Origin of the sequence: Pseudomonas sp. Z4-20 (genome assembly GCF_051131955.1) — a bacterium.
GTDB lineage: Bacteria > Pseudomonadota > Gammaproteobacteria > Pseudomonadales > Pseudomonadaceae > Aquipseudomonas > Aquipseudomonas marvdashtae.
The window spans coordinates 4,833,671-4,858,316 of sequence record NZ_CP071641.1; the positions used below are offsets into that span (position 1 = coordinate 4,833,671).

Below are 24,646 nucleotides of genomic sequence, written 5' to 3' on the forward strand. Positions count from 1 at the left end.
GCGGTACTCCAAAGGAAAAAATGGATTACCAAGTTCGCGGGCCGCGACGCCCGGACGCTGAATTGGCAGCGATGGGAAAAGGTTAGCCGGAGCTCTTCCCACCCGGCAACCGCCAGGGCTCGTCGGAAAGTTCGGCTCGGATCAGGATCTTGTCCGACCATTCCCACAAAGCCTGGTTGGCTGTTAGGGCGGGGTGTATATCCGTTTCTGCGGCAACGGCCACTTAGGGTTTCGCCCTGACGGCGAGTCACTTTCGAAAGGCGCGAAAGTAACCAAAGCGCCTTTGCCCCACCACTTGGCACCTCGCCTAGGCTCGGTGTGCCCTCACTCCGGCATTTCTCCGTGGGCCCGCCGCGAAGGACCATCCATGGTCCAGCGCGGCTATCCCGGCATCCATGCCGGGATGCCCACTGCGCAATGCCTGCGTTCGGCCAGCGTGGTTAACGGGGCGCCGAGATCAACATCCATCGCGAGGCGGCCTGATAGCCGACCTAGTTTTGGCAGGGATCGCGTTTCTCCTGTGATTACGGGCTTGCTTGCGATGACGGTGGGTCAGCAGGCTTGGGGGACGAAAGTACCGTGGGCTTCACTCCCATAGGAAATGCCGCTTCCCCTAAACAAACGAAAACCCGTGGCGAGGGAGCTTGCTCCCGCTCGGCTGCGAAGCAGTCGTAAAAAACCACCCTGCGATTATCCAGATACACCTTGCTGAATGGTTCTGGGTCTGCTGCGCAGCCCAGCGGGAGCAAGCTCCCTCGCCACGGGGGTATCGTTTTTCTTGAGTGCCGCAGCGAGCAGGCTCGCACAGGAAAAACGCAATCCCACCCAAAACCAGGTCGGCTATCAGGCCGCCTCGCGACGGACGTTGATCTCAGGCGCCCCGTTAACCACGATGGCCGCACGCAGGCATTGTGGAGTGGGTATCCCGGCATGGATGCCGGGATAGCCGCGCTGGGCCATGGATGGCCCTTCGCGGCGGGCCCACGGAACAATGCCGGAGTGCGGGCATGCCGAGCCTAGGCGAGGCACCGAGTGGTGGGGCAAAGGCGCTTTGGTTACTTTCGCGCCCTTCGAAAGTGACTCGCCGTAAGGGCGAAACCTTAGGAGGCCGTTACCGCGACAACGGATATTACGCTGTAAAAAGCTGTAAAAAAGCTGAACCATAAGCAGCCGTTACCGCGACAACGGATATGTCCCCGGTAAAACCTTACAACCGCCCAGCAGGCGCATAAGGTCGCGGATCAATCACCGCCTCACGCCCCAACATCAGATCCACAAACAACCGACACGAAGCCGGCGCCAGCACCAGCCCATTGCGATAATGCCCGCAGTTCAACCACAAACCCTCGAACCCAGGCATCTCGCCGATAAAGGGAATACCTTCCGGCGACCCCGGCCGCAACCCGGCCCAATGCCCCACCACCTCGGCATCGGCCAACGCCGGAACCAGCGCCACCGCCGAAGCCTTGAGACTCTCCAGCGCCGCATCGGTCGGCGTTTTGTCGAAGCCTTCACGCTCCAGCGTACTGCCAATCAGAATGTGCCCGTCACGACGGGGAATCGCGTAACGGCCCCTGGCGAGGACCATGCTCGACAGAAAATCCTCAGCGCACTTGTACAGAATCATCTGGCCCTTCACCGGCTCAACCGGCAGCTTCAGTCCCAATGTCCCAAGCAACTCGCCACTCCAGGCGCCGGCGGACAGTACCACTTGATCACCGCGGACCTCCCCCGATGAACTCTCAACGCCGACGACACGCCCACCGTCACGGATAAAACCGCTGACTTCGCAATGCTCGTGAAGCGTGACGTTTGGCATCGCCAGCAAGGCAGCTTTGAGGGACTTGACCAGCCGAGGGTTGCGCACGTTAGCCACATCGGCCATGTAGATGGCCCGGGAAAACCCCGAACCGAGCACCGGTACAGCGTCATGCACCGCGCTGATATCCACCGCCCGCAGCGGACGCCCTTCCCGCTCGGCCCAGGCCAGTGCTTCGTCTTGATCGTCCAGGTCCAGCCAATACAAGCCGGTGACGTGCACTTGCGGATCGATTCCGGTCGCCGCGAACAAGCGCTCGCCCAGCTGTGGATAAAAATCCTGCGACCAATGGGCCAGCGCGGTAACTGCCGGGGTATAGCGCCACGGGTAAAGGGGCGAAACGATACCACCACCGGCCCAGGACGACTCCTGACCAACACCGGAACGGTCCAGCAGCACCACACGCAGCCCTTCGGAGGCGAGATTGAACGCAGTCAGCAGGCCAATGACGCCGCCGCCGACAACCACCACTTGTTGTTGCCTGGTCATGTTCTGTTTCGACTCACAAAGACAGGGGGCGCAAGAATGCGCCCGGAAAATAAAACTCAGCGGCCCCAGCAGTCCTTGGCGGTCACGCCGGCAGCGGAGTTGACATTGCCCCGCTTGCCCGTGTTGTCGATCGTGAAATCACCGCACTTGTCGGTCGCCATGGACGAACCGCTCCTGCGCATGGCGGTCAGGGTATAGGTCTGTTCCGTCAGCGTCGTCGCGGTAATGGTGTAGAAGTCGTTGCCGCCGCTCAGGCCGGTCGCGTTGGTATAGACGTTGTTCTTCGAGTAGTGCCGCTCAAGGATCTGCGCCTGCTCCGACAAGAGCCCCGCGATTTCGGTACGCCGGCCTTTCTTCATGTATTCGCTCAGGCTCGGATAGCCGATGGTGATCACGATACCGACGATCGCGATCACGATCAGGATTTCGATCAAGGTGAAACCCCGGTTGGATCTGCGCATGTCTTACCTCTCACTGTATTTGCCGCCACATGATACGGCGACTGCCGCCCACGGATTTGCCCAACAGGTCGGTGATACCGCCACCGGAATCATTCACGATCATGTTAGTGGCCCCGTTGGCATTGACGACGGCGCTCAGGGTCGGGATACCGCCCGTGAACACCACGCCGGCGGAGATCGTGTCGAGACTGTTGAGCGCGCCATCGTTGTTGGTATCGAGTACCGCATAGTTGAGCATCTTACCGTTGAAAGCATCCACTTCGATGAGTTTGCCCGTACCGAAGCTGGCGCAAGGGTCGGTGGTGTCCACGGCGGCGGTGGTGAAGACAACGCGCCCGAGCACCAGGCTGGCTGGATTGATCACCCTCTCGCCGGTCAGTGCGTTATTGTAGATCAGTGGCAAATACCAGCCCTTCTGCGCGGGATAAGCCACGTCGTTCTGGCTGGTGGTCACGAACTGACCCGTGGCGCCTGAAAAAATGCCGGTGATCGATTGCGCCTGCAAGCTCGACACGGTGATTTGTCCGGCGCCACCGGTGGCATCCCAGATTGAATAGAACCCCTGCAGGTCCTTGTTGAGCTTGTCCACCGATTCGTTGAACTTGCCCGTGCCGAAAAATACCTGGATGCCGCCTTGAGGATTTTCCGCCAGCAGGGGCTGGGCGGTGATCGGCTGGGTCGCTCCGCCTGGGGCGGTGAACAACGGCTGGCCGGCAAACGCCAGGCCCCAGGTGTTGGGAGACGCGCCGCTGAGGTCGAATTTCCACATCCGTCCTTTCAAGTCTCCGCCATAGGCCGCTTGCACCACGTTCTGCGAGTTGACCCGCAGCTTGACCGACGAGAGGCCGTTATCGGTCTCGCTGCTGTTGATGACAATCTTGCGAATCAGCGAGCCGTCGCGAATGTCCACCACGTACAACGCCGCCACGCCGGTGTTGCTGCCGTAGCCATTGGAAATGAACGCCGCCCAGCGACCATCCGACAAACGCGCGACTTCGGGGCGCGCGTAGGCGTAGCCCAGGTCGTTCAAGGCATTGGCCGTGTTGGCAACCGTCGGCGCGCTGATTTCCCACAGCGCGCGGATCGCGTTACCGGCCGATGCGTCGAACAATTGCACCGCATAAAACGCCCGCCCGCCCGCCCCGGTACCGCCCAAGGCGAGGGTTTTCCAGGCGCTACCCATTTGCGCATCAAATACGCCGACCTGCCCGTCCACCAAGAACTTGTGGCTCACGCCATTGATGTAGCTGGGATCGGCGATGAGCTGCAACGAGGGCAGCACGCTCGACGGCATATAGGCGTAGCGCCGGGTGCCATTCGTGCTGTTGATGACGCTGAAAAAACCGTCATTGCCATTCACCACCAGGCTGCTGCTCATGTTCGCCGCCTTGGTGGTCAGGTACGTGCTGTAGCTGGTGTCGTTCAACAGGTCCGAGGCAGTCTGGTCGTTGGGCGAAGCCAGGGCCAGCGGCGAGTTGATGATGTCCCCGAGCAAGACGCTGCGCACCTTCAGCCCGGTCTTGTTGACGCCCTTGCTCCACTGCACCAGATCGATGCCAGTAATCCCTGTGGGCAAGCCCTGGCTCAGGCTGGTTTGCTGGGCCGGTGAAAAGTTGCCAAAGGCCAGGGTCACCGGCACGTTGGTTGCGGTGTTCCACGACTGGTAGGTCGGCGCAGTGGCGCCGGGCACGATGGCGGTATCGGTAGTCCATTGCAGCGCCGCCGTATTGACCGTTCCGGTCGAGGTGAAACCGAACGCTTTGATGGTGCCGCGCCAGTCCTTGGGATCGTACGTCGTCTGGTAATAACTGGAGGTGCTGGACAGCGTGGCGCCATTGCTGGTGCCGCCGCCCCCGGAGCCGGCCTTGGAGGTGATGTCGCTGAGGGCCGACGACAGGGCTGAGTTCAGGCCTTCGCTGTCGGTCGTCGGATAATACCTGCCTGCACCGTAGCGGGCAGCGTCGGAAAGCATCGGGTTGGTGACGGCAAAACCTACGGTGTAGGTATTGAGGTACTGTCGACGAAACTCAGCGCCGTCCCAGCTTTTCCCAGTGACATCGGTTCCGGTGGTGCGCATGTCGATGTCGAAGGCGAACTTGGCGATGTCGTCCAGGTAAAGCGTGTCGCCCTCCGCATTGCCGAAGGGGTCGGCGCCATCGTTGCTGCTGATGCCATCCCAATTTGGCAAACGGCTTTCCCCCGCCGGATCATCGGTAGGAAACGTTCGGTCAAAGGTGGGTAAACCATCAGTGATCACCACGCCAAAATTTTTCTGGCATCGGTATTGGATCGGACTGGTGTAGGTGCTGGGTGTGCCGTTGTAGTACGGCGCCATGCCCCGGAAGTAGCGGGTGACTTCGTAGTAGCTCTCGGCCAACGGCGTATTGGCGACGGCGCCCAAGCCGTTGATGGCGCTGATCAGGGCGCTGTAGTTGGTGTTGGCCTGGGTCTGGGTGACGCTGCCGCTGACCGGTGACAGGTCAGTGATGGCCCGAGCGATGTAACCGCCTGGACCGGAGTTGCCGCTGTTGGGCGGGTTGAACGTGGCGAGGCCGATGCGCAGGGCGCGGTTATTGGCGACCAGGTCGGCCGAAACATCGCGAGCCACGTTGATTCGGTAATCGGTGGGGATTGAGCCGGTGGTGAAGTCGCGGCTTGAACCGTTGGACAAAGTCAGCAAATAAGACAGGTATTTGGCCGTGTAGCGCGTATTCCCGTTGCCCACGGGGTCGGGCAACCTCAGGCAAACCTCCCCTAGGTCGCTTCGATAAAAGCCATACCAGTTGCCAGCCCTGGAACAGCCGCCACGGGACAGACTTGCCAATAGAACATTGCCGTCCTCCATATTCAGCCTAGCAATGCTGTTGCAGCTGGTGGTGGATTCACACGTATAAACGGTAGGCTGCGAGACCGCCGGATCAAACCCCGCCGCCCAGATAATGTTGTTCATACTCCCAGAATCATCAATCAGCAGCATCACGTTGGGCGTCACCGCCGCCGCGCTCAACAGCGGCGACTCCGAAGGGGTGAAGCCGTAGACCGGGGCCGCCAGGTACAGGCTCAGCAACGCCCCGCAAAACGCCTGTCGCCAGCCCCCTAGCCAGTTAGTACTTCGCATAGATGCTCTCCACCACGCTGCGCTGGTTATTGCCCACTACCGCCACCGCCGTGATCCGATACAGCGTCGCCGAGGTATTGACGGGTACATTGACCGCCGCCAACGTGGTGCCAATGTTCTGCACACCATAAAACCCTCCGGCGGCGGCCACCCAGAGCACTCCTGATGATGAATTGCGCCCGGCCGCCGCCACCGTCGCCGACTCGGCCGGCGGCGCGCACTGGGCCGTGGTGTTGCACACCGGCAGCGAGTAGCTCTCGGCCTGTACCGCGCTTTCACCGACCCTCAGCGCAGCCTCGGCCATCTGGAACGACTGGTTGCGCTGCATGACGCTGCTGGTCATTTTTTCCTGGAGGGTGGCGCTCTGCATCGACGACAGGCCGATCAGCGTCAGCAACAGCAAGAACACCAGGCTCACCAGCAATGCCATGCCGCCCTGGCGGTGCTTGAGACCTGTCGAAGTCATCGATCGCCTCCTCATAGCAGCCGGTTGCGCAAGGCGGCAACCACGTTGAAGGTCTGCTCGCGCACGGCGTTCTTCGGATCGAACAGCGTCAGCGTCAGGCGCACGCTGCGGATCAGCGCCGGGTCGCTCGGGTTGCCGGTGTAGCTGGTGGCCGCGATGTCCGTTGCGCTGGCGGCCACGCCGAACGTCACGTCGAACGCCCGCACATGGTCCACCAGCACCGACAGGGTCGGCGGATTGCCGGTGCCGCTGCCCAGCAGCAATTGGTTGTTGTTGAAGCTGTAGACCAATCGGCGGATCGGGAAGGCCAACTGTCCCGCAGCCGGCACCCGCGCGTTCGAGTAGGCGGTCGCCGAGGTGCGGCAATCGGAGACGACGGTCCAGGTCGGTGCGTTACCGCCGCTCCCGATGTCCGCCGTTACCAGGGTCAGTCTCCGGTTCGCATTGTCCCAGCGGATCGGGGTGATCTGGCTGGCCGCGAAATTGTTATCCGTCGAGGCATCCGTAATGGTCGCCAGGCAACCGAACATGCCGACCATGCGAATTTCCTGGACCATCTTGCTCATGGCAAACCGCGCGTCCTCCTGCATCACTGCGGCGGCGCTCTGGCTGGCGTAGGTATTTTTGGCGGCGATGAATATCTGCACCACGCCCAGCACGACGATCAGGCTGATCACCAGCGCGATCATCAGTTCGATCAGGCCAAAGCCCCGGCTATATCTATTCATGGCGTCGTCGTCAGTGGATCGACGGCGACACGGCTGGTCAGCACAAAGGTGCGTCGCGCTTCTTCCGCGTTGGTCGTGTTGGCGGCCCGGGCATCGTCCCAGGCAATGGTGATGGTGTAGACCCGCTGGTTCAACGCAATGGTGCCGGTGGCCGTGGCGCCGCCGAAGGCGACGATGTTGGTCTTGAAGTCGTACAGATCCTGGTCCCGAGTCACGCTGAGGTTGGGCGAACTGGGCGGGGTAACGGTGTAGTCGGCCGCGGAATTGGCGCGGATGCGGTCGAGCATGTCGTAGGCGATGAAGCTGGCCTGGCTGGTCATGCGCGAGCTGTCGGTGTATTTGAGCGCATTGAGCTGGATCATCGCAGCACCCAGCAGCCCCACGCCGAGAATCAGCACCGCCACCAGCACCTCGATAAGTGTCATGCCCTCCTGTGCGTTTTTACTGCAACCCTTCATCCGCAATTTCCACCCAATACGATTCGTCCATTGAGGCAAACACTGAGCGTCCTGCTCTGCGCCCCTCTTACGTAAGTGAAGCTCACCGGCGTCGCCGGTGCCGATAATCCGCCCAGGTTGTTGAAGTCGATGCTGGTCACTTCTGAGGGTAGCGTCAGAGTCGCTCCGCTGCCCATGGCTGGAACAACCCGCAATACATTGGGCGCAATGCAAGCACCGGCATATACCGCCAGTTCGCTGCTCCAGACGCTGCCCCCCGCCGTCGGGCAAAGCCGTACCGTGATGCCACGGTCAATCGCCGTCATCCGGGCAAAGTTCAGTGCCCGGCGCAGGTCGCCGACCTCAGTATCGGCCTTGGTGCCCTGCATCGCCCCAGTGAATGCCGGCACCGCCATGGTGATCAGGATCAGCAGCACGCCGAGGGCCACCAACACCTCGATCAGCGTGAAACCTTTTGTACGAAGATCCATCGATGCCCTCCGTTGCCGTCGGCTATACCTGCCTCTACACGCTAGAACAAACAACCGCCGTGTGTGCAGTTGTTTCGGTTTGACGGCGCACGGATCGCGTCGTTTTTCGTACTCCAGGGAGGAGACGTCATGCGCCAACAGGGTTTCAGCCTGATCGAACTGCTCATGGGACTGGCAATCGCCGCAATTGTTCTGCCGTGGGCCGGTACAGGCTACAAAGAGCTGATCGAATCCATCGAACGCGAGGACACCGCGCAGTTGCTGCTCAGCGGGTTACGCAGTGCCCGCAGCGAAGCCATCATGCGTAACCGCCGAGTATTGATACATGGGATAGACAATGATTGGGGCAAGGGCTGGCGGATCACCCTGGACAACAAGGAGAAGACCTTGCTGAAGGAACGCAGCGCAAGCGCGCGCGTGATCGGCAACCAGACGGTGAAACGCCGGGTAAGGTTCGGTAGCCATGGGGCGGCATTACACGCCAATAACTCTTTCCAGGCCGGCACGCTGCATGTCTGCGCCAAACGCGGGCCGGTCAGCCACCATCAAGTGATACTGGCGCCCTCCGGCCGCGTCCGCCTGGAAAGTATCAAAGCCGAAGAGGCCCTGTGCGAAAAAGGACTCAAAGCAGCGAGCGGACGCGCAACTCCTTCGGCATCGAGAACGTGATGTTTTCCTCGCGGCCGGACAACTCATCCGCCCCCGTCGCCCCCCACGCCTGCAACTGCTGGATCACGCCGCGTACCAGTACTTCCGGCGCGGAGGCACCGGCGGTAATGCCAATCCGCTCGACACCGTCGAACCAGCTGCGCTGCATGTCCTCGGCACCGTCGATCAGGTACGCCGGGGTGGCCATGCGTTCGGCCAGTTCGCGCAAGCGATTGGAGTTGGAGCTGTTCGGGCTGCCGACCACCAGGACCACATCGCACTCGTCGGCCAGTTGCTTGACCGCGTCCTGGCGGTTCTGGGTCGCGTAGCAGATATCGTCCTTGCGCGGCCCGCCGATGGCCGGAAAACGCGTACGCAGGGCGTCGATGACCCGGCTGGTGTCGTCCATCGATAATGTGGTCTGGGTGACAAAAGCGAGCTTTTCCGGATTACGCACCTGCAAGGCCGCCACATCCTCCTCGTCCTCGACCAGGTAGATTGCGCCGCCGTTACTGGCGTCGTACTGGCCCATGGTGCCTTCGACTTCCGGATGGCCCGCGTGGCCGATCAGGATGCACTCTCGACCGTCGCGGCTGTAGCGCGCCACTTCGATGTGCACTTTGGTCACCAGCGGACAGGTGGCATCGAACACTTTCAGGCCACGGCCGGTGGCTTCGGTCCGTACCGCCTGGGAAACCCCGTGGGCGCTGAAGATCACGATGACGTCGTCCGGCACCTGGTCCAGTTCCTCGACGAAAATGGCCCCGCGGCTGCGCAGGTCCTCGACGACGAACTTGTTGTGCACCACTTCGTGGCGCACGTAGATCGGCGGCCCGAAGACTTCCAGGGCGCGGTTGACGATTTCGATCGCCCGGTCCACGCCGGCGCAGAAGCCACGGGGGTTGGCGAGTTTGATTTGCATGCTGTGCCTCGTGTCTTACGCGCAAGAATTGAATCAGTGAACCGGGTGGCAGCAGAACTGCCGAACAGACGTTAAACCGCGTTGACCTCAAGAATCTCCACTTCAAAGCTCAAGGTCTTGCCCGCCAACGGGTGATTGAAATCGACGGTCACCTGGGCATCGTCAAAAGCTTTCACCACACCCGGCAGCTCGGCGTTGGCCGCGTCATTAAAAATCACCAGCAGGCCCTCGGACAATTCCATGTCCTGGAACTGCGAGCGTGGCATGGTCTGCACGTTTTGCGGATTGGGCTGACCAAAGGCGTTTTCCGGTGGAACGACCACGGTGCGCTTGTCGCCGGCCTTGAAACCGAAGATCGCCGCTTCGAAGCCCGGCAGCAGGTTGCCATCGCCGACTTTGAACACCGCCGGCGCCTTGCCGAAGGTGCTATCGACAGTGTCGCCGTTTTCCAGGTGCAGGGCGAAGTGAAGCTTCACTTCGGTGTTTTGAGCGATACGCTGCTCAGTCATGGACGGCTTCTCCGGTTTTCTTGCTCTTGAACATGTCCAGGGCGAGCATCACAGCGCCCACGCTGATGGCGCTGTCGGCAAAGTTGAACGCCGGGAAATACCAGCGGTTCTGCCAATGCACCAGGATGAAATCGATCACGTGGCCCAGGGCAATCCGGTCATAGAGATTGCCCAGCGCGCCACCCAGGACCAACGCCAACGCCACGGCCAGCCAGGTCTCGTCACGCCCCAGGCGCTTGAGCCAGACCACCAGCACGGCGCTGACGACGATGGCGATCAGCGCGAACAGCCAACGCTGCCAGCCCGAACTGTCGGCCAGGAAGCTGAACGCCGCACCGGTGTTGTAGGCCAGCGTCCAGCTGAAGTAGTTGGGAATGACCACGATCTGCTGGTACATCGTGAGCGAGCCTTCGAAGTAGTGCTTGCTGGCCTGGTCAATGACCAGTACCAGCGCGCTCAACCAGAGCCAGCCCAGCCGCCCGAAGCGGCCCGCCACATTAGGCATAGTGACGAACCTCGCCGGTGCCGCTGATGTTGTCGACGCAACGGCCGCAGATTTCCGGATGCTCCGGGTTCACGCCGACGTCTTCGCGGCAGTGCCAGCAACGGGCGCACTTGACGAAGCTCGACTTGACCACCTTGAGCTTCAGGCCACTCACTTCGGTAACCACTGCGTCGGCCGGTGCTTGCACCAACGGGGCGACGCTGGCGGTTGAGGTGATCAGCACGAAGCGCAATTCGTTGCCAAGCTTGGCCAGGTCGGCACTCAACGCCTCTTCGGCATACAAGGTCACTTCGGCTTGCAGGTTGCCACCGACGGCCTTGGCCGCGCGCTGGATTTCCATTTCCTTGTTGACCGCCGCCTTGACCGACATGATGCGGTCCCAGTAGGCACGGTCCAGCTCAAAGCCTTGCGGCAGTTCGGTCAGGCCTTCGTACCAGGTGTTGAGCATCACCGATTCGTTGCGCTCGCCCGGCAGGTACTCCCACAGTTCGTCGGCGGTGAACGCCAGGATCGGCGCGATCCAGCGCACCAGCGCTTCGCTGATGTGGAACAGCGCAGTCTGGCACGAACGACGCGCCTTGCTGTTGGCGCCGGTGGTGTACTGGCGGTCCTTGATGATGTCGAGATAGAACCCACCGAGCTCCTGCACGCAGAAGTTGTGGATCTTGGAGTAGACGTTCCAGAAACGGTATTCACCGTAGTGCTCCTGCAATTCGCGTTGCAGCAGCAGGGTCCGGTCAACGGCCCAGCGGTCCAGCGCCAGCATGTCTTCAGCCGGCAGCAGGTCGGTGGCCGGGTTGAAACCGGTCAGGTTCGAGAGCAGGAAGCGCGCGGTATTGCGGATCCGGCGATAGGCGTCCGCACTGCGCTGGAGGATCTGATCGGAAACGGCCATCTCGCCGGAATAGTCAGTGGAAGCGACCCACAGGCGCATGATGTCGGCGCCCAAGGTGTCGTTGACTTTCTGCGGCGCAATCACGTTGCCCAGGGACTTGGACATTTTGCGGCCGGACTCGTCGACGGTGAAGCCGTGGGTCAGCAGCTCGCGGTACGGCGCGTGGTTGTCGATGGCGCAACCGGTGAGCAAGGACGAGTGGAACCAGCCGCGATGTTGGTCCGAACCTTCCAGGTACAGGTCGGCGCGCGGGCCGGTCTCGTGGCCCATCGGGTGCGAGCCGCGCAGCACGTGCCAGTGAGTGGTGCCGGAGTCGAACCAGACGTCCAAGGTGTCGCTGATCTTGTCGTACAGCGGTGCTTCGTCGCCCAACAGCTCGGTGGGGTCCATCTTGAACCAGGCTTCGATGCCTTCGACTTCGACGCGCTTGGCAACGTCTTCCATCAGTTCGACGGTGCGCGGGTGCAGTTCGCCGCTTTCCTTGTTCAGGAAGAACGGGATCGGCACGCCCCAGTTGCGCTGGCGGGAGATGCACCAGTCCGGACGGTTGGCGATCATCGAATGCAGGCGCGCCTGGCCCCAGGCCGGCACGAACTGGGTTTGTTCAATGGCCTTGAGCGAACGCTGGCGCAGGGTGTCGCCGCTGGTGGGCTGCTTGTCCATGCCGATGAACCACTGCGCGGTGGCGCGGTAGATCAGCGGGGTCTTGTGACGCCAGCAGTGCATGTAGCTGTGTTCGATGACGGTGGTGTGCAGCAGCGCGCCGACTTCGGTCAACTTGTCGACGATGGCCGGATTGGCTTTCCAGATGAACTGGCCGCCAAAAAACTCCAGCGATGGCACATACACGCCATTGCTCTGCACCGGGTTGAGGATGTCGTCGTTGACCATGCCGTACTTCTTGCAGGTCACGAAGTCGTCGACGCCATAGGCCGGCGCGGAGTGAACCACGCCAGTGCCTGCGCCCAGCTCCACGTAGTCGGCCAGGTACACCGGCGACAGGCGGTCATAGAACGGATGACGGAAATTGATCAGCTCCAGCGCCGACCCCGGGGCGGTGGCGATCACCGAACCCTCGAGGTTGTAGCGGGCCAGGCAGGACTCGACCAATTCCTCGGCCAATACCAGCAGCTTGTCGCCGACATCGACCAGGGCGTAGTTGAATTCGGGATGAACGTTCAGCGCCTGGTTGGCCGGGATGGTCCACGGCGTGGTGGTCCAGATCACGATCAAGGCGGGCTTGGCAAGCTTGCCCAGGCCGAAAGCAGCGGCGAGCTTGTCTTCATCGGCGATCGGGAACGCGACGTCGATGGTCGAGGACTTCTTGTTCTCGTATTCGACTTCCGCCTCGGCCAGGGCCGAACCGCAATCGAAGCACCAGTTCACCGGCTTGAGGCCCTTGAATACGAAACCGCCCTGGACGATTTTCGCCAAGGCGCGAATTTCGCCGGCTTCGTTCGCAAAGTCCATGGTCTTGTACGGGTTGGCGAAGTCGCCCAGCACGCCGAGACGGATGAATTCGGACTTCTGCCCTTCGATCTGCTCGGTGGCGTAGGCACGGCACAGCTCGCGGGTCTTGTCGGCGCCCAGGTTCTTGCCGTGGGTGACTTCGACCTTGTGTTCGATCGGCAGGCCGTGGCAGTCCCAGCCCGGCACATACGGCGCGTCAAAACCCGACAGGGTCTTGGAGCGGATGATCATGTCCTTGAGAATCTTGTTCAGCGCGTGACCGATGTGGATGGTGCCGTTGGCGTACGGAGGGCCGTCGTGCAGGACGAACTTCGGACGATCCTTGCCAATTTCGCGCAACTTTCCGTACAGGCCAATGCTGTCCCAACGCTGCAGAATCTGTGGTTCGCGCTGAGGCAGGCCGGCCTTCATTGGGAAGGCGGTGTCCGGAAGGTTTAGCGTGGCTTTATAGTCGGTCATTTAAGGCTCTTCATTAGCGATTGGCGCTGGTTGCGACAAGGGCACGGGCGGCGGCGATATCTGCATGGATCGCCGTCTTGAGCGCCTCCAGAGAGGCAAAACGCTGCTCTTCACGCAGCTTCTGGTGGAAAACCACCGTCAAACGCCGGTCATACAGATCGCCGGCAAAATCCAGAATGTGTACTTCGAGATGGGCCTTGCCATCTCCTTGCACCGTGGGCCGTACGCCGATATTGGCGACGCCGGGCCAGGTCTTGCCGTCGATCTCGACACTCACCAGGAACACCCCGGTCAGCGGCACACGACGGCGCTTGAGTTGCACGTTGGCCGTCGGCGTGCCCAATTGGCGCGCCAGTTTCTGCCCGTGCAGGATCCGGCCGGCAATCCGGTATGGCCGGCCAAGCAGGCGCTCGGCCAGTTCGAAGTCGCCAGCGGCCAAGGCATTGCGAACCTGCGTGCTACTGACCCGCAGGCCGTCCATCTCGACGGTCTGAGCAGCTTCGACGGTGAAGCCTTGGGCGATACCGGCCTGTTGCAGGTAATCGAAATCACCTGCCCGGTCACAACCGAAACGGAAATCATCGCCGACTTCCAGATGCTTCACGTCGAGACCGTCCACCAGGATGGTATCGACGAATTCGGCGGCACTGAGCTTGCTCAGGCGCTGGTTGAAGGCCAGGCACAAGACCCGATCGACGCCTTCGGCGGCCAGCAGTTGCAGCTTGTCGCGCAACCGGGCCAGACGGGCCGGAGCGGTGTCCGGGGCGAAAAACTCCCGGGGCTGCGGCTCGAAGATCACCACGCAGCTGGGCAGGCCCAACTCCAACGCACGCTCGCGCAGCCGCGCCAGGATAGCCTGGTGGCCACGGTGAACACCGTCAAAGTTGCCAATAGTGGCGACACAGCCCCGATGCCGGGGACGCAGGTTGTGGAGGCCTCGAACCAGCTGCATAACGCGCTTCTTGCTCATAAAGTGGCCGATTATAACCACACCCGGCGGTCGGTGACAGGCAACACCGTAACCCAAAGTGATCGAACCGACAAAACCGCAGTCCGCCCCGCAATTATCGAGTGCGGTCCATCAGCTCAGGGCCTTGCGATTGAAGTCACGCAAGCGGAACCCCATGAGCAGCAACATGCCGAAATACGCCACCACGCCCGCAACAACCAGCGCGCCCAGGCGCAGGAAACGCTCGAGCATCTGCCCCTCGCCCCAGGCCGGCATGAAATGCATGGCCCCCAGCAGGACCGCCGACATCACGCCCACCGCGACCAGCAGCTTGAAGCCAAACTTTGCCCAGCCCGGCTGCGGTTGATACATCTTTTGCTTGCGCAACTGATAAAACAGCAGCCCGGCGTTAAGGCAGGCACCCGCGCTGATTGCCAAGGCCAGGCCCGCATGGGCCAAAGGCCCGATGAGCAGCAGGTTGAACAGCTGAGTCATCACCAAGGTAAAAATGGCGATTTTCACCGGGGTGCGAATGTTTTGCTGCGCGTAGAAGCCCGGCGCCAGCACCTTGATCACGATGATCCCGAGCAGGCCGACCGAATAGGCGACCAATGCCCGCTGAGTCATCAAGGCATCGAAGGCACTGAACTGGCCATACTGGAACAGCGAGACGGTCAGCGGCTCGGCGAGGATTCCCAGCGCCAGGGCGCAAGGCAACACCAGCACGAAGCACAGGCGCAGGCCCCAATCGAGGATCCGCGAATATTCATGGCGGTCCTGGCTGGCGTAGGTCTTGGCCAGTGTCGGCAGCAGAATCGTGCCCAACGCCACGCCCAGCACCCCGGACGGCAACTCCATCAAGCGGTCGGCGTAGTACATCCACGACACCGAACCGGCCACCAGGAACGAGGCGAAAATCGTGTTGATGATCAGCGAAATCTGGCTCACCGACACCCCAAGAATGGCCGGCAGCATTTGCTTCATGACTCGCCACACGCCGCTGTCGCGCAGGTTCAGTCGCGGCAGCACCAGCATGCCGATCTGTTTCAGGTGCGGCAGCTGGTACAACAACTGCGCCAAGCCGCCCACCAACACAGCCCAGCCAAGGGCCATTACCGGAGGATCGAAGTAAGGCGTCAGGAACAGCGCAAAGACGATCATGCTGACGTTGAGCAGCGTTGGCACGAAGGCCGGTACCGAGAAACGGTTCCATGTGTTGAGGATCGCCCCGGCCAGGGATGAGAGGGAAATCAGCAATATATAAGGAAAGGTCACCCGCAAGAGGTCGGAGGTGAGCTGGAATTTTTCCGGTGTGTCGGTGAAACCCGGCGCGGTGGCCCAGATCACCCAGGGCGCGGCGAGCATGCCGGCCGCCGTGACCAGCGCCAGCACCAGCGTCAGTAAACCCGTCACATAAGCAATGAAGGTGCGGGTCGCCTCGTCGCCCTTCTGGCTTTTATATTCCGCCAGGATCGGTACGAAGGCTTGGGAAAATGCCCCTTCGGCGAAGATTCGCCGCAGCAGATTGGGCAGCTTGAAGGCAATGAAGAAGGCGTCGGTGGCCATTCCGGCCCCGAATATCCGGGCGATCAGTGTGTCGCGAACGAATCCCAGGACGCGGGAAAGCATCGTGATAGAGCTGACGGCGGCCAACGATTTGAGCAGATTCATGGAAAGAGTTTTTGCCTGTCGATAAACAGCAGGCGAACAACGCGCCCACTTGTGCGATACTTCGCGCCGCTAAACAGCACAGCGCCAAAGCCCGCGAGTTTACAGGTCGCACGCCGGAAAGAAATCACCCGGTGCGCCGCACCTGCCATTCAGCGGAACGTGTCACCCGCCCTTGACAAGACCTCAACTCATCGGCATGATTCGCGGCCTATTTTGTTTGCTATTTCCTAAAAAGTCTTTCGAGGAGCTCGACGGTGGCCAACACACCTTCCGCCAAAAAACGTGCAAAACAGGCTGAGAAGCGTCGCAGCCACAACGCCAGCCTGCGTTCCATGGTCCGTACCTACATCAAAAACGTAGTCAAGGCCATCGACGCAAAAGACGCTGAAAAAGCACAAGCTGCTTACGTTCTGGCTGTGCCAGTTATCGACCGCATGGCCGATAAAGGCATCATCCACAAGAACAAGGCTGCTCGCCATAAGAGCCGCCTGAATGGCCACGTAAAGGCCCTGAACGTTGCCGCTGCTGCCTAAGCGACGCGCTCATTAAAAAACCGACCTCAGGGTCGGTTTTTTATTGCCTGCGATTCAAGCACCGCAACCATGAAGGCGAGCAGGCCCGCCTACACTTTTTACTGAGCGCTCGGCCACGGCAGAATCGGAATGGCCGTCACCGCATTCTGCGGGCTGCCCTCGATCACCCGGTCACTGTAGACCAGGTAAACCAGGGTATTGCGCTTCTTGTCGAGGAAACGCACCACCTGCATGGTCTTGAATACCAGCGAGGTGCGCTCCCTGAAGACCTCGTCCCCATCCTTGAGCTCGCCCTTGAAGCTGATCGGCCCGACCTGACGACAGGCAATGGATGCCTCGGCACGATCCTCGGCCAGCCCCAGACCACCCTTGACGCCGCCCGTCTTGGCGCGCGACAGGTAGCAGGTCACCCCGTCCACCTTGGGATCGTCGAACGCCTCGACCACAATGCGATCATTCGGCCCGACGAACTTGAATACAGTGGACACCTGACCGATTTCCTCAGCCGAAGCCAGCAGCGGCAACGCCACCAGCAAGCCGATCAACCCTTTTGCCAAACCCATGATTTTTCCTTAGACGAGGATCAGGTTGTCACGGTGCACCAATTCAGGCTCAGCCATGTAACCCAACAGACCGACAATCGCATCAGACGATTGACCGATGATTTTTTGCGCTTCCAGTGCGCTGTAGTTGGCCAGGCCACGGGCGATCTCACGACCATCCGGCGCCACGCACACGACCATTTCGCCCCGGCGAAAACTGCCCTGGACCAGCTTCACGCCCACTGGCAGCAGGCTCTTGTTGCCCTGGGACAAGGCCGACACGGCGCCCGCATCCAGCACCAGCGTGCCGCGGGTTTGCAAGTGCCCGGCCAACCATTGCTTGCGCGCCGCGAGCATGCCGCGCTCAGGCGACAGCAAAGTGCCGATGCGCTCGCCGGCCTTCAGGCGATCCAGCACGCGCTCCAACCGACCACCGACGATGATGGTATGGGCCCCGGAGCGGGCCGCCAGACGCGCTGCGCGCAGCTTGGTCTGCATGCCGCCACGGCCCAGCGCTCCGCCAGTACCACCGGCAACCGCATCCAGTGCCGGGTCATCGGCGCGCGCTTCGTAGATAAGCTTGGCGTCAGGATTGTTGCGCGGATCGGCATCGAACATACCGTCGCGGTCCGTGAGAATGACCAGCAGGTCCGCTTCCACGAGGTTCGCCACCAACGCCGCGAGGGTGTCGTTGTCGCCGAAACGGATCTCGTCAGTAACCACCGTGTCGTTCTCGTTGATCACTGGGATGACTTTGAGCTCCACCAATGCTCGCAGCGTGCTGCGGGCATTCAGGTAGCGCTTGCGATCGGAAAGGTCGTCATGGGTCAGCAGGATCTGCGCCGTATGGCGACCGTGCTCGGCAAAGCTCGACTCCCAGGCTTGCACGAGGCCCATCTGGCCGATGGCGGCGGCAGCTTGCAGCTCATGCATCGCGCTGGGTCGCGACGTCCAGCCCAGACGACTCATACCGGCAGCCACGGCCCCAGAAGAGACCAACACCAGCTCGACACCAGCCTCATGCAAGGCCACCATCTGCTCGACCCACACCGCCATCGCCGTGCGATCCAGGCCTTTGCCATCCGCCGTCAGCAATGCGCTGCCGATCTTCACGACCCAGCGCTGCGCACCCGTCACCTTGCTCCGCATCATCTTCAACCTTTGCCAGCGAACGGCGCGACCCAGCGCCGCCCATGGGATTATTCGTATTTGCCTTTTACAGATACCAAAACGCCGCTCAAATGAGCGGCGCCTTGAAGACCGGCTGGCTGCGATGATAACACCGCGCCCGACCACTTAAACCTGCGGGAGCGGGATCAGCAAGGATCAGTCGCGCACGTAGATGATTTCCGGACCGTCTTCGTCATCCACATCTTCTTCGTCCCAATCGTCGTCACCGATGTCATGGACCGACTTGACGCCACTGCGACGCAACGCACGCTGGTCGTCCAGCGCCTGCAACTGGGCACGCGCCTCGTCTTCGATGCGCTGGTCGAGCTCGGCCAGCTCTTCCTTGTAGGCCGGATCATTGGCCAAGCGATCGGCACGATCTTCCAGGTAACGCATGATGTCGTGGCAAAGGCGCTCGGTGCCTTCTTTGGCAATGGCCGAGATCACATAGACCGGACCTTCCCACTCCAGGCGATCGACGATTTCCTTGACCCGCTCCTCGTGCTCTTCTTCAAGGATCTGGTCGCACTTGTTCAGCACCAGCCAACGATCACGCTCGGCCAGGGCCGGACTGAACTTGGTCAGCTCGTTGACGATGACTTCAGCGGCATCGGCAGCACTGGTTTCATCCAGCGGCACCATGTCGACGAGGTGCAGCAACAGACGGGTGCGTGACAAGTGCTTGAGGAAGCGAATCCCCAGACCAGCCCCTTCGGAAGCGCCTTCGATCAACCCCGGGATGTCGGCGATGACGAAGCTCTTCCAGCGGTCGACACTAACCACACCCAGGTTCGGCACCAAGGTGGTGAACGGGTAGTCGGCCACTTTCGGCTTGGCTGCCGACACCGAGCGAATGAAGGTACTTTTACCGGCGTTCGGCAGGCCCAGCAGGCCTACGTCGGCCAGTACTTTCATTTCCAGCTTCAGGTCACGCTGCTCACCTGGCTTGCCTGGCGTGGTCTGGCGCGGTGCACGGTTGGTACTCGACTTGAAACGGGTGTTGCCCAGGCCGTGCCAACCGCCGTGGGCGACCAGCAGACGCTGGCCAGCCTTGGTCAGGTCGCCAATGACTTCCTGGGTGGCCGAGTCGATCACCGTGGTGCCGACCGGCACGCGCAGGATCAGGTCTTCGCCCTTCTTGCCGGTGCAGTCAGTGCTGCCGCCGTTGGAGCCACGCTCGGCATCGAAGTGCCGGGTGTAACGGTAGTCGACCAAAGTGTTGAGGTTTTCGTCGGCGAGCATGTAGATCGAGCCACCGTCGCCACCATCACCACCGTTCGGACCGCCGTTTTCAATGAACTTTTCCCGACGGAAACTCATGCAGCCATTGCCGCCGTCGCCAGCTTTAACTCGAATCGATACTTCATCAACAAACTTCATGACACACGCCTCTCGCCATACGGACGAGCCAAAAAAACAAGACATAAGACTCTTGCAAAAATGAACGCAGCGACCTGAATACGCGCCCCAACCGCAGCGCCGACAGCCCATACAAACAGTTTTGCAAGAGACTCACCCCACAAACGAAAAAGCCCCGTCGCAAGACAGGGCTTTTCCAGCGATCTCGCAATTAAGCTGCGACAACGCTCACGTAACGGCGGTTGAACGCGCCCTTTACTTCGAACTTGATCACGCCTTCGATTTTCGCGAAGAGGGTGTGATCTTTACCCATGCCAACACCGTAACCGGCGTGGAATTGGGTGCCGCGCTGACGCACGATGATGTTGCCCGGAATGATTTTCTGGCCGCCATACATCTTCACGCCAAGGCGTTTGGCTTCTGAGTCGCGACCGTTACGGGTACTACCACCAGCTTTTTTGTGTGCCATGAGTTCAATTCTCCTAGTGAGGAATTAGGCTGAAAATTAAGCCTGAATACCGGTGATTTTGATCTCGGTGTACCACTGGCGGTGGCCCATACGCTTCATGTGGTGCTTACGACGACGGAACTTGATGATGCGGACTTTATCGTGACGACCTTGGGAGATCACTTCAGCCACAACAGTAGCGCCAGCAACGACTGGAGCGCCGATATTCACGTCATCGCCATTGGCGACCAACAGAACGCGATCAAAAGTCACGGATTCGCCGGTAGCGATTTCCAGTTTTTCGATCTTCAGGTATTCACCTGGGGCGACCTTGTATTGCTTGCCACCAGTAACAATTACTGCGTACGACATGGTATTTCTCCGATAATCCTGCTCACCCAGCGCTTTATAAGAAGAGGTATTGGCTGGCATGGCTGCATGGGCTGGAAGGCCCGGATGCAATTGCGTAAGGCAGGTGCTGCCCAGGAAGTTCAGGGTGCGCGATTGTACGCAAGCCGGTCGAGCCTTGCAAGTAGCCGCTCGCACTGCAGGAGCATGCGCCTTGACACCTGCGGATGGGGGTCCTAGCATGCCGCGCAACCCTTCTGGAGCGCCTGTCGCTGATGCAACCCCAAGCTTTCTACCGCGCAGTGGCGGACGATTTTAGCGCCGTCGACGGCATCATCAAGAAGCAGCTGACTTCCCGAGTGCCGCTGGTATCGAAAATCGGCGACTACATCACTTCGGCCGGTGGCAAGCGCCTGCGTCCGTTACTCGTGCTTTTATGTGGCAAGGCCTTGGGGCGCGAAGGCGACGACATGCGCCTGCTGGCCGCCACCATCGAATTCCTGCACACCGCGACGCTGCTGCATGATGACGTGGTCGACATGTCCGGCATGCGCCGTGGCCGCTCGACCGCCAACGCCATGTGGGGCAACGCCCCGAGCGTGCTGGTGGGCGACTTCCTGTATTCGCGCTCGTTCGAAATGATGGTCGAACTGGGCTCGATGCCGGTGATGAAGATCCTGTCCCAGGCCACGCGCATCATCGCCGAAGGCGAAGTATTGCAACTGTCCAAGGTCCGCGACGCCAGCACCACCGAAGAAACCTACATGGAGGTCATCCGCGGCAAGACCGCGATGCTCTTCGAAGCCTCGACCCACAGCGCCGCTGCATTGGCCGGCGCCAGCGCCGAGCAGAGCGAAGCCCTGCGCACCTTCGGCGACCACCTGGGCGTGGCCTTCCAGTTGGTGGACGACCTGTTGGACTACAAGGGCGACGCAGAGACCCTGGGTAAGAACGTCGGTGACGACCTCGCCGAAGGCAAGCCGACCCTGCCGTTGATCTACACCATGCGCGAAGGCACGCCTGAACAGGCCGCCCTGGTGCGCCAGGCGATCCAGAAAGGCGGAATCGAAGACCTGGAAAGCATCCGCGCCGCAGTCGAAGCTTCCGGCTCGCTGGAATACACCGCAAACCTGGCCCGGGATTATGTCGCTCGGGCAATCAAATGTCTCGACGCCCTGCCGGCCAGCGAATACCGCGACGCGCTGGTCGAGCTGAGCGAGTTTGCGGTCGCCCGTACCCACTGACACCCGGAGTTTTTTGTGGCGAGGAAGCTTGCTCCCTCGCCACAAAAGCCCCGCATCACCCTCCTCGCAACAAAACCCTATACAATGTGCGCCCTTTTGACCTCCTGATACTCAAGGAACCCTAGTGAGCACGTTGCCTCCCTGCCCTGCCTGCAATTCCGAATACACCTATGAAGACGGTACTCAACTGGTCTGCCCGGAGTGCGCCCACGAATGGTCCGCCAGCGGCGAAGCTGAAGCGGCGTCCGATGACACCGTGAAGAAAGATTCGGTTGGCAATGTCCTGCAGGACGGCGATACCATCACCGTGATCAAGGACCTCAAGGTCAAGGGCACGTCGTTGGTGGTGAAGGTCGGAACCAAGGTCAAGAACATTCGCCTGTGCGATGGCGATCATGACATCGACTGCAAGATCGACGGCATCGGACCGATGAAGCTCAAATCCGAGTTCGTCAGAAAAGTCTGAAATAGCTGTATTCCCATCCTGCGCCTTGCGGGATGGCGCTTAACCATCCCTGCACGCGCCCCATTCCACACGCCCCGCCTTTTGCCAACCGCATCGAGCTGATGCGCCCCATCGTCAGAAAAACAATCGGCACGCCAATAGAGACTTGCTATTTAGCGAATAAGAATTATTCTCATCGAACCCATCAAGGAGATGAGAACCATGACTTATTTGATCGATGCCTGGCTCGACCGCCCACATCCCTACCTGAGGATCCTGCATCGGGAAACCGGGGAAGTCTGCGCGGTGCTTGAAGAAGAAGCGTTGAACGAGCTCCAGGACCAGGGAGATCTGGACCTTAACAGCCTCAACTCCAGCGAACCGCTGGTGCTCAAGGAGCTGGTACGCAACCTGTTCCTGTTCTGCTACGCCCGGGCGTTGCGCCCCACTGGCGATTTCAATGGCAGGTTCCATGGATAACGACGTACAGACTTTGTGAGAGCGAGCAACCTCGCTCCCACAAAAGTCTGCTCAAGCGTTGATACGTTACAGGACGTCCAACAGCTCGACGTCAAACACCAGCACGCTGTGCGGCGGGATGCTGCCAACGCCTTGAGCGCCGTAGGCCAGCTCGCTCGGCACGTACAGGCGCCATTTGCTGCCAGCGCTCATCAGTTGCAGCGCTTCGGTCCAACCTGGGATTACCCCGCCCACCGGGAATTCGGCTGGCTGGCCACGATCGTAGGAGCTGTCAAATACAGTGCCGTCGATCAGCGTGCCGTGGTAATGAGTGCGCACCTGGTCTTCACGGGTCGGCTTGGCGCCGTCGCCTTGAGTCAGCACTTCGAACTGCAGGCCGGAGGCCAAAGTGGTGATGCCTTCGCGCTTGGCATTTTCAGCCAGGAACGCACGGCCTTCGCCAGCAGCGGCCTCAGCCTTGGCGGCAGCTTCGGCTTGCATGATTTCACGGATGACTTTGAAGCTGGCGGACATCTCGTCCTGGCCCACACGGCTCGGCTTGCCGGCGAAGGCGTCGGTCAGGCCGGCCAGGATCGCGTCAAGGCTTACGCCCGGTGGCGGATTGTCGCGCAGTTGGTCGCCCAACTGACGGCCAATGCCGTAGCTGACGCGGGTTTCGTCGGTGGACAGGTTAACTTCGGACATGATGCTGCTCCGCTGTGCGGACGGCTCGAGAAATGCCGTGCGTGACACAGCGCCTCCCGGAGCGCCCGGAACCAAAAGGGCGAGCAGACTAGCACAGATGCCGTGGCGGGTGACGAGCCGCGTATCCGCGCGCCTTGCCAGAAGCGACAGCGCCCGACTGGCTCTCGGCAGACGGGCGGTGCATCGCAACGATGAACGGGGCTCAGTGCTTGGTCAGTTTATCCAGGTAACCCATGGCAAACGCCGACACCACAAAGGTCATGTGGATGATCACGTACCACATCAGGTGTTCGGGATCGACGTTCTTGGCGTCCATGAAGATGCGCAGCAAGTGGATCGACGAGATTGCAACGATCGACGCTGCGACCTTCATCTTCAGCGACGAGGAATCCATGGTGCCCAGCCAGTTGAGCTTTTCCTTGTCGGAATCGATATCCAATTGCGAAACGAAGTTCTCGTAGCCGGAGATCATCACCATCACCAGCAGGCCGCCCACCAGCGCCATGTCGATCAGCGAGAGCAGCACCAGGATCAGTTCGGATTCGGCCATGGCAAACACGTTGGGAATGACGTGAAAGACTTCCTGGAAGAATTTCAACGCCAAGGCCAATAAGCCCAGCGACAGCCCGAAGTAGATCGGCGCCAGCAGCCAACGGGAGGCGTACATTGCATTCTCGATAAAGCGTTCCATTGAGTCTCACACCAGGGCTGTAAAAACGCGGCGAGTATATCAGTCGCGACCCGCCCCACAAACGCCGCCCTGTCCTGGGCACCGACATGTGTCAAGCCTCTACTCGCGGAGCACGTTCGATGGTGACTCAGTGAAGCGGGCGAAACTCGAAGCCGCCGACGTTGCGACAGCGGCCGCCGTTGATCTCCCGCAGTTGCGCCTGCATGTGCAAGGACCAGATCTGCGGATCGTCGGCCAGCTCATAGCCGTGGGATGTCAGGTTCTGGACGATGGTGTCGAGAATGGTTTCAGCAGCGGTCGGGCCGGGAAATGGCCCTTGGGCTTTGATGGCCGAAGGTTGTTCGCCGGCCATTCCCGCGGCGAAGAGCACGGTCCACATGCCAGTATCTCCGGCCAGGGGACGGACGGCGCATTCGATACGGGTCACAAGGCCTAGGCAATGACGAGTAAGACAAAGGTTGCGCGACATGGCGGCGCCCCTCGGTAGATCCGCTATTCAGCCCCGGGAAGGGCTGTTTCGATCCAATGATGGCTCTCGTTATCCTTGAGCTGAGGATAGGAGAAAAGTTCCGGCGCCGAAGGGTTTCGAGACCAGAATACGCCGAGCGGTCATAGTGTGAATATTGACGCCAAATCTGTGACTATTTAGCGGCTTGATGGCGAGG

At 60.7% G+C, this 24,646-nt stretch carries 26 protein-coding genes; 5 read left to right on the plus strand and 21 right to left on the minus strand.

What is annotated here, in order from left to right:
- Window positions 1-1,207: 1,207 nt before the first annotated feature.
- From thiO to J3P82_RS22240, 7 genes are read right to left on the minus strand one after another with little or no spacing between them, the layout of a single operon-like run.
- Window positions 1,208-2,308 carry a glycine oxidase ThiO gene (thiO, locus tag J3P82_RS22210; protein WP_434558688.1) on the minus strand — a complete coding sequence of 367 codons (1,101 nt, stop codon included), beginning with the start codon at window positions 2,306-2,308 and terminating at the stop codon, window positions 1,208-1,210.
- Between the two features lie 56 nt (window positions 2,309-2,364).
- Window positions 2,365-2,769 (minus strand): type IV pilin protein, encoded by a 405-nt coding sequence (locus tag J3P82_RS22215; protein ID WP_434558689.1) that lies wholly within the window; start codon window positions 2,767-2,769, stop codon window positions 2,365-2,367.
- A 10-nt stretch (window positions 2,770-2,779) separates the two neighbouring features.
- The gene (locus J3P82_RS22220; protein WP_434558690.1) at window positions 2,780-5,887 is read right to left on the minus strand and encodes a pilus assembly protein; all 3,108 of its coding nucleotides are present in this window, start codon (window positions 5,885-5,887) and stop codon (window positions 2,780-2,782) included.
- Complete coding sequence (locus J3P82_RS22225) at window positions 5,874-6,368, minus strand: pilus assembly PilX family protein (protein ID WP_434558691.1); 495 nt, start codon at window positions 6,366-6,368, stop codon at window positions 5,874-5,876. The genes J3P82_RS22220 and J3P82_RS22225 overlap by 14 nt, the downstream gene beginning before the upstream one ends.
- Window positions 6,365-7,081: a PilW family protein gene (locus J3P82_RS22230; RefSeq protein WP_434558692.1), complete on the minus strand. Its 717-nt coding sequence runs from the start codon at window positions 7,079-7,081 to the stop codon at window positions 6,365-6,367. The genes J3P82_RS22225 and J3P82_RS22230 overlap by 4 nt, the downstream gene beginning before the upstream one ends.
- A complete protein-coding gene (gene pilV / locus J3P82_RS22235) occupies window positions 7,078-7,539 on the minus strand; it encodes a type IV pilus modification protein PilV (protein ID WP_434558693.1) in 462 nt (153 codons plus the stop codon). Before pilV ends, J3P82_RS22230 begins: the two co-directional genes overlap by 4 nt.
- Entirely contained in the window at window positions 7,536-8,009 is a 474-nt protein-coding gene (locus J3P82_RS22240) for a GspH/FimT family pseudopilin (RefSeq protein ID WP_434558694.1), read from the minus strand. The genes pilV and J3P82_RS22240 overlap by 4 nt, the downstream gene beginning before the upstream one ends.
- Window positions 8,010-8,138: 129 nt before the next feature.
- Here J3P82_RS22240 and J3P82_RS22245 point away from each other — a divergent pair, with 129 nt between their 5' ends.
- Window positions 8,139-8,678, plus strand: a complete 540-nt coding sequence (locus tag J3P82_RS22245; protein WP_434558695.1) for a GspH/FimT family pseudopilin — start codon at window positions 8,139-8,141, stop codon at window positions 8,676-8,678.
- On the opposite strand, the gene ispH is transcribed toward J3P82_RS22245, so the two are convergent.
- The 6 genes from ispH to murJ all read right to left on the minus strand — a co-directional run bounded on the left by ispH (window position 8,632) and on the right by murJ (window position 16,037).
- On the minus strand, window positions 8,632-9,579 hold the full coding sequence (ispH, locus tag J3P82_RS22250; protein ID WP_434558696.1) for a 4-hydroxy-3-methylbut-2-enyl diphosphate reductase: 948 nt from the start codon (window positions 9,577-9,579) through the stop codon (window positions 8,632-8,634). The two genes, J3P82_RS22245 and ispH, sit on opposite strands and share 47 nt — an antisense overlap.
- Before the next feature lie 71 nt (window positions 9,580-9,650).
- Complete coding sequence (gene fkpB, locus J3P82_RS22255; RefSeq protein WP_434558697.1) at window positions 9,651-10,088, minus strand: FKBP-type peptidyl-prolyl cis-trans isomerase; 438 nt, start codon at window positions 10,086-10,088, stop codon at window positions 9,651-9,653.
- Window positions 10,081-10,593, minus strand: coding sequence for a signal peptidase II (gene lspA / locus J3P82_RS22260; protein ID WP_434558698.1), 513 nt, complete (start codon window positions 10,591-10,593; stop codon window positions 10,081-10,083). Before lspA ends, fkpB begins: the two co-directional genes overlap by 8 nt.
- The gene (ileS, locus tag J3P82_RS22265; protein ID WP_434558699.1) at window positions 10,586-13,417 is read right to left on the minus strand and encodes an isoleucine--tRNA ligase; all 2,832 of its coding nucleotides are present in this window, start codon (window positions 13,415-13,417) and stop codon (window positions 10,586-10,588) included. Before ileS ends, lspA begins: the two co-directional genes overlap by 8 nt.
- Before the next feature lie 13 nt (window positions 13,418-13,430).
- Window positions 13,431-14,369: a bifunctional riboflavin kinase/FAD synthetase gene (gene ribF / locus J3P82_RS22270; protein WP_434558700.1), complete on the minus strand. Its 939-nt coding sequence runs from the start codon at window positions 14,367-14,369 to the stop codon at window positions 13,431-13,433.
- 129 nt (window positions 14,370-14,498) lie between these two features.
- Window positions 14,499-16,037, minus strand: a complete 1,539-nt coding sequence (gene murJ / locus J3P82_RS22275; RefSeq protein ID WP_434558701.1) for a murein biosynthesis integral membrane protein MurJ — start codon at window positions 16,035-16,037, stop codon at window positions 14,499-14,501.
- Between the two features lie 254 nt (window positions 16,038-16,291).
- On the opposite strand from murJ, the gene rpsT reads away from it, so the two are divergent.
- The gene (gene rpsT / locus J3P82_RS22280; RefSeq protein WP_003185593.1) at window positions 16,292-16,570 is read left to right on the plus strand and encodes a 30S ribosomal protein S20; all 279 of its coding nucleotides are present in this window, start codon (window positions 16,292-16,294) and stop codon (window positions 16,568-16,570) included.
- 98 nt (window positions 16,571-16,668) lie between these two features.
- On the opposite strand, the gene J3P82_RS22285 is transcribed toward rpsT, so the two are convergent.
- From J3P82_RS22285 to rplU, 5 genes are all read right to left on the minus strand, one after another.
- Entirely contained in the window at window positions 16,669-17,133 is a 465-nt protein-coding gene (locus J3P82_RS22285) for a CreA family protein (protein WP_434558702.1), read from the minus strand.
- Between the two features lie 9 nt (window positions 17,134-17,142).
- Window positions 17,143-18,261 carry a glutamate 5-kinase gene (gene proB, locus J3P82_RS22290; RefSeq protein WP_420767648.1) on the minus strand — a complete coding sequence of 373 codons (1,119 nt, stop codon included), beginning with the start codon at window positions 18,259-18,261 and terminating at the stop codon, window positions 17,143-17,145.
- Between the two features lie 177 nt (window positions 18,262-18,438).
- Entirely contained in the window at window positions 18,439-19,662 is a 1,224-nt protein-coding gene (gene cgtA / locus J3P82_RS22295) for an Obg family GTPase CgtA (protein WP_434558703.1), read from the minus strand.
- Between the two features lie 190 nt (window positions 19,663-19,852).
- The gene (gene rpmA / locus J3P82_RS22300; protein ID WP_003176049.1) at window positions 19,853-20,110 is read right to left on the minus strand and encodes a 50S ribosomal protein L27; all 258 of its coding nucleotides are present in this window, start codon (window positions 20,108-20,110) and stop codon (window positions 19,853-19,855) included.
- Window positions 20,111-20,146: 36 nt separating this feature from the next.
- Window positions 20,147-20,461, minus strand: a complete 315-nt coding sequence (gene rplU, locus J3P82_RS22305) for a 50S ribosomal protein L21 (protein WP_003176051.1) — start codon at window positions 20,459-20,461, stop codon at window positions 20,147-20,149.
- Between the two features lie 251 nt (window positions 20,462-20,712).
- On the opposite strand from rplU, the gene J3P82_RS22310 reads away from it, so the two are divergent.
- From J3P82_RS22310 to J3P82_RS22320, 3 genes are all read left to right on the plus strand, one after another.
- Complete coding sequence (locus tag J3P82_RS22310; protein WP_186613031.1) at window positions 20,713-21,681, plus strand: polyprenyl synthetase family protein; 969 nt, start codon at window positions 20,713-20,715, stop codon at window positions 21,679-21,681.
- 124 nt (window positions 21,682-21,805) lie between these two features.
- Window positions 21,806-22,147, plus strand: coding sequence for a zinc ribbon domain-containing protein YjdM (locus J3P82_RS22315; RefSeq protein ID WP_186613029.1), 342 nt, complete (start codon window positions 21,806-21,808; stop codon window positions 22,145-22,147).
- A 201-nt stretch (window positions 22,148-22,348) separates the two neighbouring features.
- Window positions 22,349-22,606, plus strand: coding sequence for a PA4570 family protein (locus J3P82_RS22320; protein ID WP_186613028.1), 258 nt, complete (start codon window positions 22,349-22,351; stop codon window positions 22,604-22,606).
- A gap of 66 nt (window positions 22,607-22,672) precedes the next feature.
- On the opposite strand, the gene J3P82_RS22325 is transcribed toward J3P82_RS22320, so the two are convergent.
- The 3 genes from J3P82_RS22325 to J3P82_RS22335 all read right to left on the minus strand — a co-directional run bounded on the left by J3P82_RS22325 (window position 22,673) and on the right by J3P82_RS22335 (window position 24,450).
- On the minus strand, window positions 22,673-23,290 hold the full coding sequence (locus tag J3P82_RS22325; RefSeq protein ID WP_434558704.1) for an FKBP-type peptidyl-prolyl cis-trans isomerase: 618 nt from the start codon (window positions 23,288-23,290) through the stop codon (window positions 22,673-22,675).
- 202 nt (window positions 23,291-23,492) lie between these two features.
- Window positions 23,493-23,981 (minus strand): TIGR00645 family protein, encoded by a 489-nt coding sequence (locus J3P82_RS22330; protein ID WP_025215565.1) that lies wholly within the window; start codon window positions 23,979-23,981, stop codon window positions 23,493-23,495.
- Between the two features lie 127 nt (window positions 23,982-24,108).
- Window positions 24,109-24,450, minus strand: a complete 342-nt coding sequence (locus J3P82_RS22335) for a hypothetical protein (protein ID WP_186613023.1) — start codon at window positions 24,448-24,450, stop codon at window positions 24,109-24,111.
- Window positions 24,451-24,646 lie beyond the last annotated feature (196 nt).

Coding starts and splice junctions, on each gene's coding strand:
- rplU (WP_003176051.1), bottom strand. CDS start 20,461: ATGTCGTACGCAGTAATTGTTACTGGTGGCAAGCAATACAAGGTCGCC.
- ribF (WP_434558700.1), bottom strand. CDS start 14,369: ATGCAGCTGGTTCGAGGCCTCCACAACCTGCGTCCCCGGCATCGGGGC.
- J3P82_RS22335 (WP_186613023.1), bottom strand. CDS start 24,450: ATGTCGCGCAACCTTTGTCTTACTCGTCATTGCCTAGGCCTTGTGACC.
- J3P82_RS22240 (WP_434558694.1), bottom strand. CDS start 8,009: ATGGATCTTCGTACAAAAGGTTTCACGCTGATCGAGGTGTTGGTGGCC.
- J3P82_RS22220 (WP_434558690.1), bottom strand. CDS start 5,887: ATGCGAAGTACTAACTGGCTAGGGGGCTGGCGACAGGCGTTTTGCGGG.
- J3P82_RS22310 (WP_186613031.1), top strand. CDS start 20,713: ATGCAACCCCAAGCTTTCTACCGCGCAGTGGCGGACGATTTTAGCGCC.
- J3P82_RS22225 (WP_434558691.1), bottom strand. CDS start 6,368: ATGAGGAGGCGATCGATGACTTCGACAGGTCTCAAGCACCGCCAGGGC.
- ispH (WP_434558696.1), bottom strand. CDS start 9,579: ATGCAAATCAAACTCGCCAACCCCCGTGGCTTCTGCGCCGGCGTGGAC.
- lspA (WP_434558698.1), bottom strand. CDS start 10,593: ATGCCTAATGTGGCGGGCCGCTTCGGGCGGCTGGGCTGGCTCTGGTTG.
- J3P82_RS22285 (WP_434558702.1), bottom strand. CDS start 17,133: ATGGGTTTGGCAAAAGGGTTGATCGGCTTGCTGGTGGCGTTGCCGCTG.
- ileS (WP_434558699.1), bottom strand. CDS start 13,417: ATGACCGACTATAAAGCCACGCTAAACCTTCCGGACACCGCCTTCCCA.
- J3P82_RS22215 (WP_434558689.1), bottom strand. CDS start 2,769: ATGCGCAGATCCAACCGGGGTTTCACCTTGATCGAAATCCTGATCGTG.
- rpmA (WP_003176049.1), bottom strand. CDS start 20,110: ATGGCACACAAAAAAGCTGGTGGTAGTACCCGTAACGGTCGCGACTCA.
- J3P82_RS22245 (WP_434558695.1), top strand. CDS start 8,139: ATGCGCCAACAGGGTTTCAGCCTGATCGAACTGCTCATGGGACTGGCA.
- proB (WP_420767648.1), bottom strand. CDS start 18,261: ATGCGGAGCAAGGTGACGGGTGCGCAGCGCTGGGTCGTGAAGATCGGC.
- J3P82_RS22320 (WP_186613028.1), top strand. CDS start 22,349: ATGACTTATTTGATCGATGCCTGGCTCGACCGCCCACATCCCTACCTG.
- J3P82_RS22325 (WP_434558704.1), bottom strand. CDS start 23,290: ATGTCCGAAGTTAACCTGTCCACCGACGAAACCCGCGTCAGCTACGGC.
- pilV (WP_434558693.1), bottom strand. CDS start 7,539: ATGAAGGGTTGCAGTAAAAACGCACAGGAGGGCATGACACTTATCGAG.
- murJ (WP_434558701.1), bottom strand. CDS start 16,037: ATGAATCTGCTCAAATCGTTGGCCGCCGTCAGCTCTATCACGATGCTT.
- cgtA (WP_434558703.1), bottom strand. CDS start 19,662: ATGAAGTTTGTTGATGAAGTATCGATTCGAGTTAAAGCTGGCGACGGC.
- J3P82_RS22330 (WP_025215565.1), bottom strand. CDS start 23,981: ATGGAACGCTTTATCGAGAATGCAATGTACGCCTCCCGTTGGCTGCTG.
- thiO (WP_434558688.1), bottom strand. CDS start 2,308: ATGACCAGGCAACAACAAGTGGTGGTTGTCGGCGGCGGCGTCATTGGC.
- J3P82_RS22230 (WP_434558692.1), bottom strand. CDS start 7,081: ATGAATAGATATAGCCGGGGCTTTGGCCTGATCGAACTGATGATCGCG.
- fkpB (WP_434558697.1), bottom strand. CDS start 10,088: ATGACTGAGCAGCGTATCGCTCAAAACACCGAAGTGAAGCTTCACTTC.